Here is a 13,001-nt window from a genome sequence, read left to right as displayed (position 1 = left end):
ATTAAAAGATGAAAAAAGAGTTTTTAGCTACAGGGTTAATTGCTGCTGTTATCGGTTTTTCAGCATGTAACAATCAATCAGGTCAAACCGGCGACACAGCACAAACAGATGCAGATAGTACAGAAATGACCACTGAAGACGAGTGGATTTCACTTTTTGATGGTGAATCATTGGCAGGCTGGCATGGTTATAATAAAACTGAGCCGGTTGATAACTGGATTATAGAAGACGGGGCGTTGGTTTGCTTAGGAGCGGCAGAACACGATACTGGCGGAGATATCGTAACGGACAGGGAATTTGATAATTTCGAGCTAGTATGGGATTGGAAATTAGAAGGAGGGAGTAATAGTGGTGTAATGTATCATGTAGTAGAGGATCCTAAATATAAAGGCCCTTACGAGACTGGACCGGAATATCAGATGATTGATGATGAAGGATGGCCAGGAGAATTGGAAGAGTGGCAAAAAACAGGAGCTGACTATGCGATGAACCTCGCGAATGATAAAAAGAAAGTGAAACCAATCGGCGAGTGGAATAATAGTAAGATCGTTTATGATAACGGACATGTAGAGCATTGGTTGAACGGCGAAAAAATCGTTGAATTCGAGGTTGGGACTGACGAGTGGAATAAAGAGAAAGAAGAAGGCAAATGGAAAGATTTCCCGGATTATGCTTCTGTGAAGAAAGGTAAGATCGCTTTACAAGATCATGGAAAGAAAGCTTATTTCAAAAATATCAAGATAAAAGAGCTTTAGTCTCTTTGTTTATTCATGCACAAGAAAAGGATCGTGGGCTATTGTCTACGATCCTTTTTTTATGTATCAGTTTGGTGTGAATAAGTAGAAAAAATATGTATACTGAAACAATTCCATCATGATGTATGTTGTTCTCTTCAACAATTAATATGGATTAAAAACTAAATTCTCTTTATGCAAAATTGGCTCAAAACAGTAATAGCGGGAGTAGCCGCATGGAAATGGGGCGGCGGATGTCTTGGAACGATCGCCGTGTTTGTTATCGTATACTGGTTGTTGGGGCAGACCGGTTGTTAATCAGGTTTTATCACCCCACACTTCCGTATTTTTAATACCCAACTCTTTAGCGTTGAAGACAGGGTCTTTTCCCTGTTTTCTTTGCTTAATGTAGTCTTTAAAGGCTTTCAACGCTGGTTTTCTCAATAAGAAGATTGCAATTAAGTTGATCCAGGCCATTAAACCAACGCCAATATCGCCGAAAGTCCAAGCTAACTGGGCTGACTTTACGGAACCGTAGAATGTAGCACCTAATAAGCCTATTCTTAATAACCATAGCCACCACTTATTGGTCTTTTTTGGTTGGAGATAACTCAAATTTGTTTCCGCAATATAATAGTATGCCATAATGGTGGTAAACGCAAAGAATAGTAAGGCGATAGCCACAAAGCCATGACCTATGGTTGGGAAATGCGTGCTAACGGCTGCCTGTGTAAATCCGGTTGCATCTACCCCTGGGTTATGGTCGATAATGAATCCTCCCTCGGGATTATTGACGTGGTACTGATTGGTGAAAAGAATCATCAGCGCGGTTGCTGTACAGACAAAAATGGTGTCAATGTACACAGAGAATGCCTGCACCAAGCCTTGTTTTGCTGGGTGACTTACTTCTGCGGCAGATGCAGCGTGCGGGGCGGTTCCTTGTCCGGCTTCATTAGAATAAAGCCCCCTTTTTACCCCCCAAGAAACGGCCATCCCGAAGATACCTCCAAAGAGAGGCTCCAGATCGAAAGCAGATCGGAATATTAATCCCATAACTGAAGGAACTTCTTTAATGTTTAAGATGATGATGACGACCGCCATAAGCACATAAGCACCCGCCATAAATGGTACGACAATCTCCGCCACCTTCCCGATTCTCTTTACTCCGCCGAATACAATTAAACCCAGTAATAACGTAACGGCTGCACCGGTGACCTCTACTGGGACGTCAAATGCGTTGTTCATGCTTGACGAGATACTGTTGCTTTGGACACCGGGTAAGAATAGCGCGGTGCTTAGGATCGTAGCTATGCAAAAAAGGATTGCATACCATTTAACCCCTAAACCCTTTTCGATGTAGTATGCAGGTCCACCGCGAAATTGACCATCTTTTACTGTTTTGTAAATCTGACCGAGTGTTGCTTCCATATAGGCAGATGAGGCACCTAACAAAGCGATTGTCCACATCCAAAAGACAGCACCCGGACCACCCATAGCGATGGCTGTGGCAACCCCGATAATGTTTCCCGTTCCAACGCGACCAGAAATGGCAATAGTAAACGCCTGAAAGGATGAAACGCCGTGTTTAGAAGGCTTTCCATTGAATAGGAGCCAGACCATTTCCCTAATATATCTGAATTGCATGAACTTCATCGCAAACGTGAAATACAATCCCATTGCTACACAAAGAAAGACAAGCGCATCGCTCCAAATAATACTGTTTATAAAATTTGCTATTTGTTCCATGAAGTGGTTTTGGAGCCATAAAGAAAGTGATTTTTAAACAGAATCACGATTTCAAATTCATGTTTTTTTAGAAAGTTTATTTGTTAGATTGATCTAAATAAATTAGTTTTGTATCATTAACTCACTTGTTTTCATGCGGTTTTTGTTGCTAATATTATTGTTTTCCCTTATTTCTTGTCATTCACGCGATGTAAATGAATTTCGTGATGATCAGAGACCTTTGGTAGTCGTTACAACGAACCTGCTTGCTGATGTTGTGCGGAATATCGTCGGCGATTCGGTGAGAGTTGGATCGCTTATGGGAGCCGGAGTTGATCCGCATTTGTATAAAGCTAGTATTGGTGATTTGAAGCAGCTGTTAGCTGCAGATATTGTTTTGTATCAAGGATTGCATCTAGAGGGGAAGTTAGGTGAGGTTTTGGCGAAGTTGGGCAGAACAAAGGAAGTAATGGCATTGGCCGACCATATCCCATCGGCAAAGATCCGATATGTCGATGAGAGTCATGCTATCCCTGACCCGCATATTTGGTTTGATGTTAGTATATGGAAGGAAGTTGTAGAGTCTGCCTGTGTTAAATTGTCAGAAAGGCTGCCGGCGTATGCTGTCTATTTTCGTGCGAATACGGATAGATACCTGAGTGAATTAGACGAACTAGACCAATATGTGCGTGAACAAGTTCATTCGATCGATCGGGAGAAACGGGTTTTAATCACGTCGCACGATGCGTTTAACTATTTCGGTAATGCCTATGACATTGAAGTGCGTGGTTTGCAGGGTGTTTCAACTTTATCCGAATTTGGTTTAAAGGATATTTCTGATTTAGTGAAAACAGTAATCAATCGAAATATAGCGGCGGTATTTGTAGAAACCTCCGTGTCATCTAGGTCCTTGCAGGCTGTTGTTGCAGGTGTTCGTGAGCGAGGAAAAGAGTTGTCGATTGGAGGCATGCTTTATACGGATGCACTCGGTGAAAGTGGACAAGCAGAGGGCACCTATATTGGTATGATGCGCTATAATGTGAATACAATAGTAAAAGGGTTAAAATGAAAGAGCAAAAAACAGTTTTGAAAGTTAATAATCTTACCGTAGGCTATACGCAAAAGCCTGTACTGTGGGGTATTGATTTTTCTATACCCCAGGGGAGTATTGTGGGTGTTATTGGTCCGAATGGTGCGGGGAAGTCTACTCTTTTAAAGTCGATTATGAGCATTATACCTATCTCCAGCGGTTCTGTTGAGCTATTTGGTAGCTCACTTGATGAGGTACGACACCGTGTTAGCTATGTTCCGCAAAGAGAATCTGTAGACTGGGATTTCCCAGCGTCGGCATATGATGTCGTTATGATGGGGCGTTTTGGTAAGCTTGGTTTGTTGAAGCGACCTGGTCATGATGATAAACAGATTGTCAATGATTGTCTCGAAAAGGTCGGCATGATGGAGTTTTCAAAAAGACAAATTTCACAGCTCTCAGGTGGTCAACAACAGCGTGTATTTATTGCGAGAGCGCTGGCACAGCAAGCTGATTTTTATTTGCTTGACGAGCCTTTTGCAGGTGTTGATGCCGCGACAGAGAAGACCATTATCGAGTTGTTGCGAAATATGGCGAAAGAAAATAAAACGGTAATGGTTGTGCATCATGATCTACAATCTGTTAAAAAGTATTTCGATTGGACAGTCTTGTTAAATGTAAACCTGATTGCGTCTGGCAAGACGGAAGAGGTATTTACCGAAGAAAATATCCAACGAGCTTACGGTGGAAAGTTAACACTACTTTCTGATGTTCGTACGAAGTTGGGTCATTCGGATTACACAGATAAGGAGGGTTAAGTGATTCAATCTATTGTCGAATTTCTTTCTTTTTCTGATCCTAATATTCGTTATGTGGTATTAGGGTCGATGCTTTTGGCCGCCAGTTCTGCTGTAGTTGGTGTATTCATTGTATTAAAAAAGAAGGCATTGATTGGTGACGCAGTTTCTCATTCAGTACTGCCAGGTATTTGTTTTGCATTCCTTTTCTCTGGAAATAAAAATATTCCCGCATTGATTACTGGTGCTTTTATTTCGGGATGGTTAGCATTGGTTTTGATCGATTTAATTGTTAAAAAATCGAAAGTCAAAAAGGATGCGGCTATAAGCATCGTATTAACTGTTATGTTTGGCTTAGGTATTGTTTTGTTAACTTATATTCAACATCATGGTAGTGCAGCACAAACGGGTTTAGAAAGTTTTATTTTCGGAAACGCAGCAGCGTTAATCGGTACCGATATCATTGTTTTCTCGGTTATTGGACTTGTTCTGTTGATAGTTGTTCTTGCTTTTTTTAAGGAATTTACCTTAATTTCATTTAATGAATCTTATGCTAAGACACTGGGTATACCTGTCGGACGATTAGATTTGCTGCTTTCTACCTTGACAGTTTTGGCTGTTGTCTCTGGTATTACAGCTGTGGGGGTTGTTTTGATGGCTGCGATGCTTATCACGCCAGCCGCTGCGGCGAGGTTCTGGTCGGATAACCTGAGAAAGATTGTTTTCCTTTCTGCATTATTTGGTGCTCTATCTGGATTTTTCGGTGCATTCATATCTTATTTAGCGCCTTCGATGCCTACGGGGCCGTGGATGGTCATCACTTCATCTATCATTGCTTTTGTTTCTTTCTTTTTTGCACCTAATAAGGGTTTTGCCTTTAGGCAAATGAAGCGTAAGAAGTCGATGCGTATCGTGGATGATGAAAATGTTCTAAAGATATTTTACCATCTGGGTGAACGCATAAATGACTACACCCATGCTTATTCCGAAAGCCACTTAATTGAAATGAGGGGGATTAACCAGAACCGGTTGAAATCTGCTATTAAGCGTTTGACAAGACGAGACCTGCTTTTGGAGGAACATGATGGTAAAAGAAAGTTCAGTGACGAGGGCTATAAGCAAGCAGTAAGAATAGTTAGGTTGCATCGCTTATGGGAACTTTATCTGTTGAAATATGCCAAGATTCCTGCACATCAAGTGCATGAGAGTGCCGAAATGATCGAGCACATCCTAACCCCAGAAATGGAAAAGGAATTGGAGTTGCAACTGGGTTATCCAGATAAAGACCCGCATGAATCGATTATACCACGAATTAAAAATTGAGTGATGATTTTATTTTGGATTATATTAACAGGTGCTCTTGTTGCAGTTTCTGCCGGACTATTAGGGTGTTTTCTCGTATTACGTAGAATGAGTATGATCGGTGATGCTATTAGCCATGCTGTCCTTCCTGGAATTGTAATCGCTTATCTAGTGAGTGGTAACCGAGAGCCAATGACTGTTTTAATCGGTGCCAGTATATTGGGTTTAGTTACCACAGTTATGATTGAATACTTGCAAAAGAAAGCACGTGTACAAGGTGATGCAGCCATTGGTGTTACTTATACATTTATGTTTGCTGTTGGTATTCTTTTGATTACTTTATTTGCTGGCCAGGTTGATATCGATCAGGATTGTGTTTTGTATGGAGAGATTGCCTATGTTCCCATCGATACAATTATTACCGAGAGTGGAAAGAATATAGGACCGAGACCTGTTTATCTTTTAAGTGGGATGTTAATAATGACTATTTTGTTTATAGTTCTATTTTTCAAACAACTATCTATAACCGCCTTTGACCCTGCTTTTGCTTCGGCTATCGGAATATCAACGACTCTGTGGCATTATCTTTTAATGGGACTGGTATCCATGACAACGGTAATCTCCTTTGAGTCGGTAGGTGCAATCCTAATAATTAATTTTTTAATTGGTCCGCCGACGATTGCGTATTTGCTTACGAATAGCTTAAAAAAAATGCTTCTTTTGACGATTGGCATTGGTATCGCGATTGCTGTGGTCGGAGGGCTTGTTGCAGCTTATTTTGATGTGTCTGTTGCCGGAACCATGGCAGTGACTACGGGCGTTATTTTCGCATTTACTTTTGCTTATTCTCGTTTTTCACGTCGGGTTAACGTGCAGGCTCATGTTATTGCTATTGTCCCAAAACCTCTTGAATCATAATAACAATACACTATTTTTGTAAAAGATGAAGGATGTTTTCCGTTTCAAGCAATTTCAGGTAGATCAGCGAGGCTGCGCTATGAAAATCAACACAGACGGTGTATTGCTGGGCGTATTTGCTGCACCTAACTCAGAGCAGGTGCGCAGGATATTAGATGTTGGTACGGGGTCTGGGGTGATTGCGCTGATCCTTGCCCAGCGTTATAGTCAGGCTGTGGTGGATGCGATCGATATAGACGAAGACTCCTTTGCGTGTAGCAAATTGAATTTTCGGAATTCGATATTTGCAGATAGGACAAATGCTTTTCACATTGATATGGAGAGTTTCGAGTCGACAAATGCTTATGATTTAATTGTTTCAAATCCACCGTTTTTTATCGATTCCCTGAAAAATACTGATATGCGAAAAATGCGATCACGACATAGTTCTCTATCTTTTTATAGGTCGTTATTTCAGAAAGCAACTGAACTGTTAACGAATGTCGGTTCTTTTGTTATTGTTTGGCCTATTAAAGTTCGTGACCGAATTGTTGATTTGAACTATACAGAGGCGTTAAATTGCTATCGGGAGGTTCTAGTCCAATCATTTCCGACGAGTGAGCCTTTTCGGGTGATTAGTTTTTTTAGCAAAGATGGCTCGATGAATTACACAAACGAATTGTTCGCGATTTACAAGGAGCAAAATGTGCATTCGGATAGATATCAAGATGTATTAAAAGATTTTTTCACAATTTTCTAGTTTCGGTTAACATGAAAAAGATAGGGCTGTTGTCTGATACTCATAGCTATCTAGATGATGCTGTTTTTGGATATTTTAAAGAGTGCGACGAAATCTGGCATGCTGGTGATTTTGGTTCGATTGAAGTGATTGAACGGCTCGAGAACTTTAAGCCTTTACGTGGGGTTTACGGCAATATCGATGGGAAAGAAGTTCGGACAATATTTCCCGAAGTTAACCGGTTTATGTGCGAGGGTGTTGATGTGTTGATGACTCATATTGGTGGGTATCCCAAACGCTACCAACCGTATGTTAAAAAGGAAATGTTACGACATCCGCCGAAACTTTTTATATCTGGACATTCGCATATATTAAAAGTTGTATATGACGAAGAGTTTGCGTGCTTACATCTTAATCCGGGTGCCGCCGGGAAACAAGGCTGGCATCGTGTGAGGACTTTATTGCGCTTCGATGTTAAGGACAAGAAAATTCAGAATCTGGAAGTTATCGAATTGGGAAATAGGTAATTGTGAAAAATAAACTTAGCTTTGTTGAGCCAATTAGATATTCAACTTAAGCTTAGTTATGATAAGATTTAAAACTCTAGGTCAATTCATTATTGAAAAGCAAGCAGAATTTCCCTATGCTAAGGGGGAGCTGTCAAGGCTGCTTCGTGATATTGGGATCGCTGCGAAGGTAGTTAATAGAGAAGTTAATAAAGCTGGTTTAGCGGATATCCTGGGTGATCATGGAACATGCAATATACAAGGTGAGGAACAGAAAAAATTAGATGTATTTGCCGATGAGCAGTTTATTGATGCTTTAAGTCAGGGTGGAGAATGTTGTGTTGTCGCGTCTGAGGAACACGATGAATACATCAAGATAAAAACACCTGTATCAGCAAATGCGAAGTATATTGTATGTATTGATCCACTTGATGGTTCGTCAAATATCGACGTGAATGTTTCGGTTGGAACTATTTTCTCCATCTATCGTCGGAACAATTTAGATAATCCTGTTTCCATTACAGATATTCTGCAAAAGGGCGTCAATCAGGTTGCTGCGGGGTATATTGTATATGGTTCTTCTACGATGATGGTCTATACCACGGGTAGAGGCGTAAATGGTTTCACATTGGATCCCACTATCGGAGAGTTTTGTTTATCGCATCCGAAGATGAGAATCAATGAACCTGGTTTAATGTATTCAATTAACGAAGGGAATTATGTTCATTTTCCGCAGGGAGTAAAAAATTATATTAAATATTGTCAGGAAGAGGATAGAGCAACCCAAAGACCGTATTCGTCAAGATATATCGGGTCAATGGTGGCAGATATTCATCGAAACCTATTAAAAGGCGGAATCTTTCTTTATCCGGCTACAGCTGCTTATCCTAGTGGTAAGTTGCGGCTTATGTATGAGTGTAATCCTTTAGCGTTTATTATCGAGCAAGCAGGAGGTAAGGCGAGTAATGGGCATGTTAGGATTCTAGACATACAGCCGCAGAGCCTGCATCAGCGTACGCCTGTTTTTATAGGAAATAAAGCCATGGTAGATCAGGTGGAAAAGATGATGGTTGAGGCAGCTATTGCCTACGGAGTCTAAAATTATAAGCCTTCCCGTACTTCAATTAAAAATGCTTTGATTCGCTCTAGCGAGTCAATCACCGATTGTGTATTATTTGCTTCCTTTTTATTCGATTTAAGATAGTCGCGTGCACCTTGGAGCGTATAGCCCTTTTCTTTGATCAGAGAAAAGATAATTTTCAAGTTTGAAATATCCTCCTCTCTAAACAGACGATTTCCCTTTTTATTCTTTTTAGGTTGGAGAATGCTAAATTCTTTTTCGTAAAAACGTATTTGGGATGGTGCTACATTGAACATAGCGGTTACCTCTCCCATAGTGTAATACATTTTTTTTATCTCGTCAGATTCTTTATACGGCATATAGCATTGCAATAATAATTAATTAAGGGTACGTTTACCCAAAGTTAATGTATAAAATAGATTAATCAAAAGATTGGTTTACCTGCGAAGCAACTTTCAGCATTTCAGCGTATTCGGTTGGAGTTAAGTCGTTGTAAAAAAAGTTAACGGGATTAACTGACCGGTTATTTTTCAATACTTCATAGTGCAGATGCGGACCGGTAGACGCACCAGTATTGCCAACGTACCCTATTAAATCCCCTCTCTTTACTTTTTTTCCGCTCGATACAGCAAACTTACTGAGGTGTGCATAAAGTGTTTTGTAACCGTATCCATGATCTATTTCAATATGACGACCATACCCGTGATCAGAAGATACCTTAATGACTTTGCCATTTCCTGTTGCATAAACAGGGGTTCCAATAGGGGCAGAAAAATCAATCCCTGAGTGCATCTTTCTGATTTTATAAATTGGATGTATTCGTGATCCAAATCCTGAGATGCCTCTTCTTAGATTTTTACCACTTAAGGGCTGAATAGCGGGGATGCTGGCGAGCATCTCAGATTTCGATGCAGCCATTGCTTCCAAGTCTTTAAAAGACTTTGCTTGTACGTACAGCGAACTAGCTAGTTGATCAAGTTGTGCACTGCTTTTTATCATTAATTCAGAATTGTTGTAGTCTTTCAGACTCTCGTATCGGTCGATACCTCCAATCCCGGCGTCTCTGATATCTGATGAAATTGGGTCTGCTTCAAAAATAACCCGGTAAATGTTAGCGTCTCGCTCTTGGAGGTCTTTCAATACCGCATTTACCTGATTCATTTTGTCCTGCATAACCTCATACTGCAATGTCATTTTGTTCAGTTCTCTTTTTAACTGTCTTTCTTTTGGTGAGTCCAGATAGGAGAATCCTAGAAATAACAAAATGCATGCGAAAACTAAGCCGCAACTCAGTATACCGGTTAATCTTAAGATTTTTGTCCAAATATTAACCTTGACTTTCTCGTATTTCAGCGTATGTGAATTGTAATAAAATTTCGTTTTAGCCATTTTTTATAATACCATTCCAATGGTTACGAAAAGCAACGGTGCCAAAGGTAAACAATTTTGATCAGATGAATATGTTAAAAAATGTTACCGTGTTTTCTCCGGTGCTATTTTCTCGAATCTAAGATAAAGCGTTAACTTTGCTGAATTAGAATCAGCCATGACTAGTAAAGAGATAAGATCTACCTTCCTAGAGTTTTTTGAGACGAGAGGGCACCGTATTGTGCCTTCTGCTCCTATTGTTGTAAAAAATGACCCGACTCTGCTGTTTACCAATGCCGGTATGAACCAGTTTAAGGATTATTTCCTGGGTAACCGAATGCCCGCAGATAAGCGTGTGGTGGATACGCAGAAATGCCTTCGTGTAAGTGGGAAGCATAATGATCTTGAGGAAGTGGGCGTTGATACTTATCATCACACAATGTTCGAGATGCTGGGCAACTGGAGCTTTGGTGACTATTTCAAAAAAGAGGCGATTGAGTGGAGTTGGCGCTTGCTGACTGAAGTGTATAGGATCGATCCGGATCAGATTTATGTGACGGTGTTCGAGGGCGATGAAAAGGAAGGGCTTCCATTTGATCAGGAAGCTTATGATGAGTGGCTGAAATGGATTGATCCGGAACGGGTGCTGAAAGGGAATAAAAAGGACAATTTTTGGGAAATGGGGGAAACTGGCCCCTGTGGCCCTTGCAGTGAGATACACGTGGATTGCCGTTCAAAAGAAGAGCGCGAAGAATTTGACGGCCGTAATTTGGTGAACGAGGATCATCCGCAGGTGATCGAGATCTGGAATAATGTGTTCATGGAGTTTAACCGTTTGAAAGATGGCTCTTTGCAAGAATTACCCCAGAAACATGTCGATACCGGGATGGGTTTTGAGCGTTTGGTTCGCGTTCTGCAGCAGAAGAATAGTAATTATGACACGGATGTTTTTTCGGGCACGATCGAAGCGATTGAGAAGATCTGTGATATCGGTTACCAAGGCGGAGATAGCCGTGAGGATATTGCATTCAGGGTGTTGGCCGATCATATACGTGCCGTATCTTTTGCAATAGCTGATGGGCAACTGCCATCAAACACGGGGGCCGGATACGTGATAAGACGGATATTAAGGCGCGCAGTCCGTTATTATTACTCCTATTTGCAATCTGAGTATGCGTTGTTGTACCGTTTAGTACCCCTACTATCGGATCAATTCAAAGAGGTGTTCCCTGAACTGGATAAACAAAGAGACTTTGTAGCCAAAGTCATCAGGGAAGAGGAAGAGACTTTTCTTAAAACGCTGGAGAAAGGCCTGAAGAAAATAGACGAGGTGATCCGTCATTCAAAGGAAAAGACCATTATTGATGGGCAGACCGCCTTTGAGCTTTATGATACCTTCGGTTTTCCAATAGACCTTACGCGGCTGATTGCTAGTGAGAAAGGCTTTTCGGTCGATGAAGGCGGCTTCGAACGAGAGATGCAGAAGCAAAAAGAACGGAGTCGGGCAGCTACTGCGATCGATACGGACGACTGGGTTGTATTGAGAGAAGGAGGACGAGGAGAGTTTGTCGGTTATCACGACCTGTTGATAGAAACCGAAGTGGCACGCTATCGAAAAATCAAGGTGAAAGATAAAACCAAATACCAGATTGTTTTATCAGCAACCCCATTTTATGCGGAAAGCGGTGGCCAGGTAGGGGATCAAGGTGTGCTTGTTTTTGGAGAAGAAACGATCGCTGTAACCGATACAAAAAAAGAGAATGAACTGATTGTTCATATGGTTGATAAGTTGCCAACTGATATTAACTCGAAGCTTGTGGCGCAAGTCGATATGCAGAAACGATTAAACACGAGCTACAACCATACCGCTACTCATCTGCTGCATGCAGCCCTTAAGGAAGTCTTGGGAGACCATGTAGGACAAAAAGGTTCGTTCGTATCGCCGGATATCCTCCGTTTTGATTTTTCACACTTTTCAAAGCTGAGCGAAGAGGAATTAGTGCGAATCAATAGGCTTGTCAACAGCAAAATCCGGGAAAATATTTTAGTTGAAACAGAAGAGATGCCCAAAGAAAAGGCTCTTTCTTTGGGTGCAACTGCTCTGTTTGGTGAAAAATATGGTGATGAGGTAAGGGTGGTAATGATCGATCCCGCTTATTCTATAGAACTGTGTGGAGGGACCCATGTGCCACAGACAGGGATGATCGGCGTCTTTACCATTGTCTCCGAATCAGCAGTGGCATCGGGTGTGCGGAGAATCGAGGCATTGACCGGTCCTGCGGCTTTTAACTATTTTACAGAAAAAATAAGCCAGAGCAAACAGATCGCTGAACTTTTAAAAGGGAGCAACCCTCTGAAGGCCATTGAAGACATGATCAATGAGAATCATCAGCTTAAAAAAGAGGTTGAAAAAGCTACGCTCGATAAAGTGAAAACTCTAAGGGACGAACTTGCCGTAAGTGCCGATGATATAGGAGGGATCAACTTTATTGCTCGAAAAGTCGATCTTGATCATGCAGATACTGTCAAAAAATTAGCATTCTCTCTTAAAAACTCTGTTGATCGGCTTTTCCTTGTCCTAGGCGCGGATATTCAAGGGAAGCCTCATTTAAGTGTCATGATTTCCGATGATTTAATTAAAGAAAAGGGATTCAACGCATCTGTAATCATCAGAGAGCTTGCGAAAGAAATTAATGGTGGCGGCGGTGGTCAGCCTTTTTTTGCTAGTGCCGGGGGAAAGAATGTAGAAGGACTGCAACGTGCAATAGATAAGGGACGAACACTTCTCGTTGATAGTTAAATTGATGTTTTACGAAAATAAA

Annotated in this window: 13 protein-coding genes; 10 read left to right on the top strand and 3 right to left on the bottom strand. The window is 41.2% G+C overall.

Annotated features, from left to right (window positions below; translation table 11 throughout):
• Positions 1-8 precede the first annotated feature (8 nt).
• The gene (locus tag D3P12_RS14630; protein WP_245977465.1) at positions 9-755 is read left to right on the top strand and encodes a 3-keto-disaccharide hydrolase; all 747 of its coding nucleotides are present in this window, start codon (positions 9-11) and stop codon (positions 753-755) included.
• 174 nt (positions 756-929) lie between these two features.
• Positions 930-1,052 (top strand): hypothetical protein, encoded by a 123-nt coding sequence (locus tag D3P12_RS15665; protein ID WP_262511136.1) that lies wholly within the window; start codon positions 930-932, stop codon positions 1,050-1,052.
• On the opposite strand, the gene D3P12_RS14625 is transcribed toward D3P12_RS15665, so the two are convergent.
• Positions 1,053-2,480: an alanine/glycine:cation symporter family protein gene (locus D3P12_RS14625; RefSeq protein WP_118196722.1), complete on the bottom strand. Its 1,428-nt coding sequence runs from the start codon at positions 2,478-2,480 to the stop codon at positions 1,053-1,055.
• 133 nt (positions 2,481-2,613) lie between these two features.
• On the opposite strand from D3P12_RS14625, the gene D3P12_RS14620 reads away from it, so the two are divergent.
• From D3P12_RS14620 to fbp, 7 genes are read left to right on the top strand one after another with little or no spacing between them, the layout of a single operon-like run.
• Entirely contained in the window at positions 2,614-3,528 is a 915-nt protein-coding gene (locus D3P12_RS14620; RefSeq protein ID WP_118196720.1) for a metal ABC transporter solute-binding protein, Zn/Mn family, read from the top strand.
• Positions 3,525-4,307, top strand: coding sequence for a metal ABC transporter ATP-binding protein (locus D3P12_RS14615; protein ID WP_118196718.1), 783 nt, complete (start codon positions 3,525-3,527; stop codon positions 4,305-4,307). Before D3P12_RS14620 ends, D3P12_RS14615 begins: the two co-directional genes overlap by 4 nt.
• On the top strand, positions 4,308-5,609 hold the full coding sequence (locus tag D3P12_RS14610) for a metal ABC transporter permease (protein ID WP_205941114.1): 1,302 nt from the start codon (positions 4,308-4,310) through the stop codon (positions 5,607-5,609). It abuts the gene before it with no gap.
• A 3-nt stretch (positions 5,610-5,612) separates the two neighbouring features.
• The gene (locus D3P12_RS14605) at positions 5,613-6,506 is read left to right on the top strand and encodes a metal ABC transporter permease (RefSeq protein WP_118196716.1); all 894 of its coding nucleotides are present in this window, start codon (positions 5,613-5,615) and stop codon (positions 6,504-6,506) included.
• 25 nt (positions 6,507-6,531) lie between these two features.
• A complete protein-coding gene (locus D3P12_RS14600) occupies positions 6,532-7,245 on the top strand; it encodes a tRNA1(Val) (adenine(37)-N6)-methyltransferase (protein ID WP_118196714.1) in 714 nt (237 codons plus the stop codon).
• Between the two features lie 11 nt (positions 7,246-7,256).
• Complete coding sequence (locus D3P12_RS14595; protein WP_118196711.1) at positions 7,257-7,751, top strand: metallophosphoesterase family protein; 495 nt, start codon at positions 7,257-7,259, stop codon at positions 7,749-7,751.
• Positions 7,752-7,809: 58 nt separating this feature from the next.
• Complete coding sequence (fbp, locus tag D3P12_RS14590) at positions 7,810-8,829, top strand: class 1 fructose-bisphosphatase (RefSeq protein WP_118196709.1); 1,020 nt, start codon at positions 7,810-7,812, stop codon at positions 8,827-8,829.
• Between the two features lie 2 nt (positions 8,830-8,831).
• Here the strand turns inward: fbp and D3P12_RS14585 are convergent, their stop codons facing one another.
• Both D3P12_RS14585 and D3P12_RS14580 read right to left on the bottom strand, forming a co-directional pair.
• Positions 8,832-9,170, bottom strand: a complete 339-nt coding sequence (locus tag D3P12_RS14585; protein ID WP_118196707.1) for a MerR family transcriptional regulator — start codon at positions 9,168-9,170, stop codon at positions 8,832-8,834.
• Positions 9,171-9,231: 61 nt separating this feature from the next.
• Positions 9,232-10,200 carry a M23 family metallopeptidase gene (locus D3P12_RS14580; RefSeq protein WP_118196705.1) on the bottom strand — a complete coding sequence of 323 codons (969 nt, stop codon included), beginning with the start codon at positions 10,198-10,200 and terminating at the stop codon, positions 9,232-9,234.
• Between the two features lie 157 nt (positions 10,201-10,357).
• On the opposite strand from D3P12_RS14580, the gene alaS reads away from it, so the two are divergent.
• Positions 10,358-12,979 carry an alanine--tRNA ligase gene (gene alaS / locus D3P12_RS14575; protein WP_118196703.1) on the top strand — a complete coding sequence of 874 codons (2,622 nt, stop codon included), beginning with the start codon at positions 10,358-10,360 and terminating at the stop codon, positions 12,977-12,979.
• Positions 12,980-13,001: the final 22 nt, after the last annotated feature.

Origin of the sequence: Pedobacter indicus (assembly GCF_003449035.1) — a bacterium.
GTDB classification, from domain to species: domain Bacteria; phylum Bacteroidota; class Bacteroidia; order Sphingobacteriales; family Sphingobacteriaceae; genus Albibacterium; species Albibacterium indicum.
This window is presented reverse-complemented; position numbering and strand designations above follow the sequence as displayed.

Coding starts and splice junctions, on each gene's coding strand:
- D3P12_RS14585 (WP_118196707.1), bottom strand. CDS start 9,170: ATGCCGTATAAAGAATCTGACGAGATAAAAAAAATGTATTACACTATG.
- D3P12_RS14630 (WP_245977465.1), top strand. CDS start 9: ATGAAAAAAGAGTTTTTAGCTACAGGGTTAATTGCTGCTGTTATCGGT.
- D3P12_RS14615 (WP_118196718.1), top strand. CDS start 3,525: ATGAAAGAGCAAAAAACAGTTTTGAAAGTTAATAATCTTACCGTAGGC.
- fbp (WP_118196709.1), top strand. CDS start 7,810: ATGATAAGATTTAAAACTCTAGGTCAATTCATTATTGAAAAGCAAGCA.
- alaS (WP_118196703.1), top strand. CDS start 10,358: ATGACTAGTAAAGAGATAAGATCTACCTTCCTAGAGTTTTTTGAGACG.
- D3P12_RS14580 (WP_118196705.1), bottom strand. CDS start 10,200: ATGGCTAAAACGAAATTTTATTACAATTCACATACGCTGAAATACGAG.
- D3P12_RS14625 (WP_118196722.1), bottom strand. CDS start 2,480: ATGGAACAAATAGCAAATTTTATAAACAGTATTATTTGGAGCGATGCG.
- D3P12_RS15665 (WP_262511136.1), top strand. CDS start 930: ATGCAAAATTGGCTCAAAACAGTAATAGCGGGAGTAGCCGCATGGAAA.
- D3P12_RS14605 (WP_118196716.1), top strand. CDS start 5,613: ATGATTTTATTTTGGATTATATTAACAGGTGCTCTTGTTGCAGTTTCT.
- D3P12_RS14600 (WP_118196714.1), top strand. CDS start 6,532: ATGAAGGATGTTTTCCGTTTCAAGCAATTTCAGGTAGATCAGCGAGGC.
- D3P12_RS14620 (WP_118196720.1), top strand. CDS start 2,614: ATGCGGTTTTTGTTGCTAATATTATTGTTTTCCCTTATTTCTTGTCAT.
- D3P12_RS14595 (WP_118196711.1), top strand. CDS start 7,257: ATGAAAAAGATAGGGCTGTTGTCTGATACTCATAGCTATCTAGATGAT.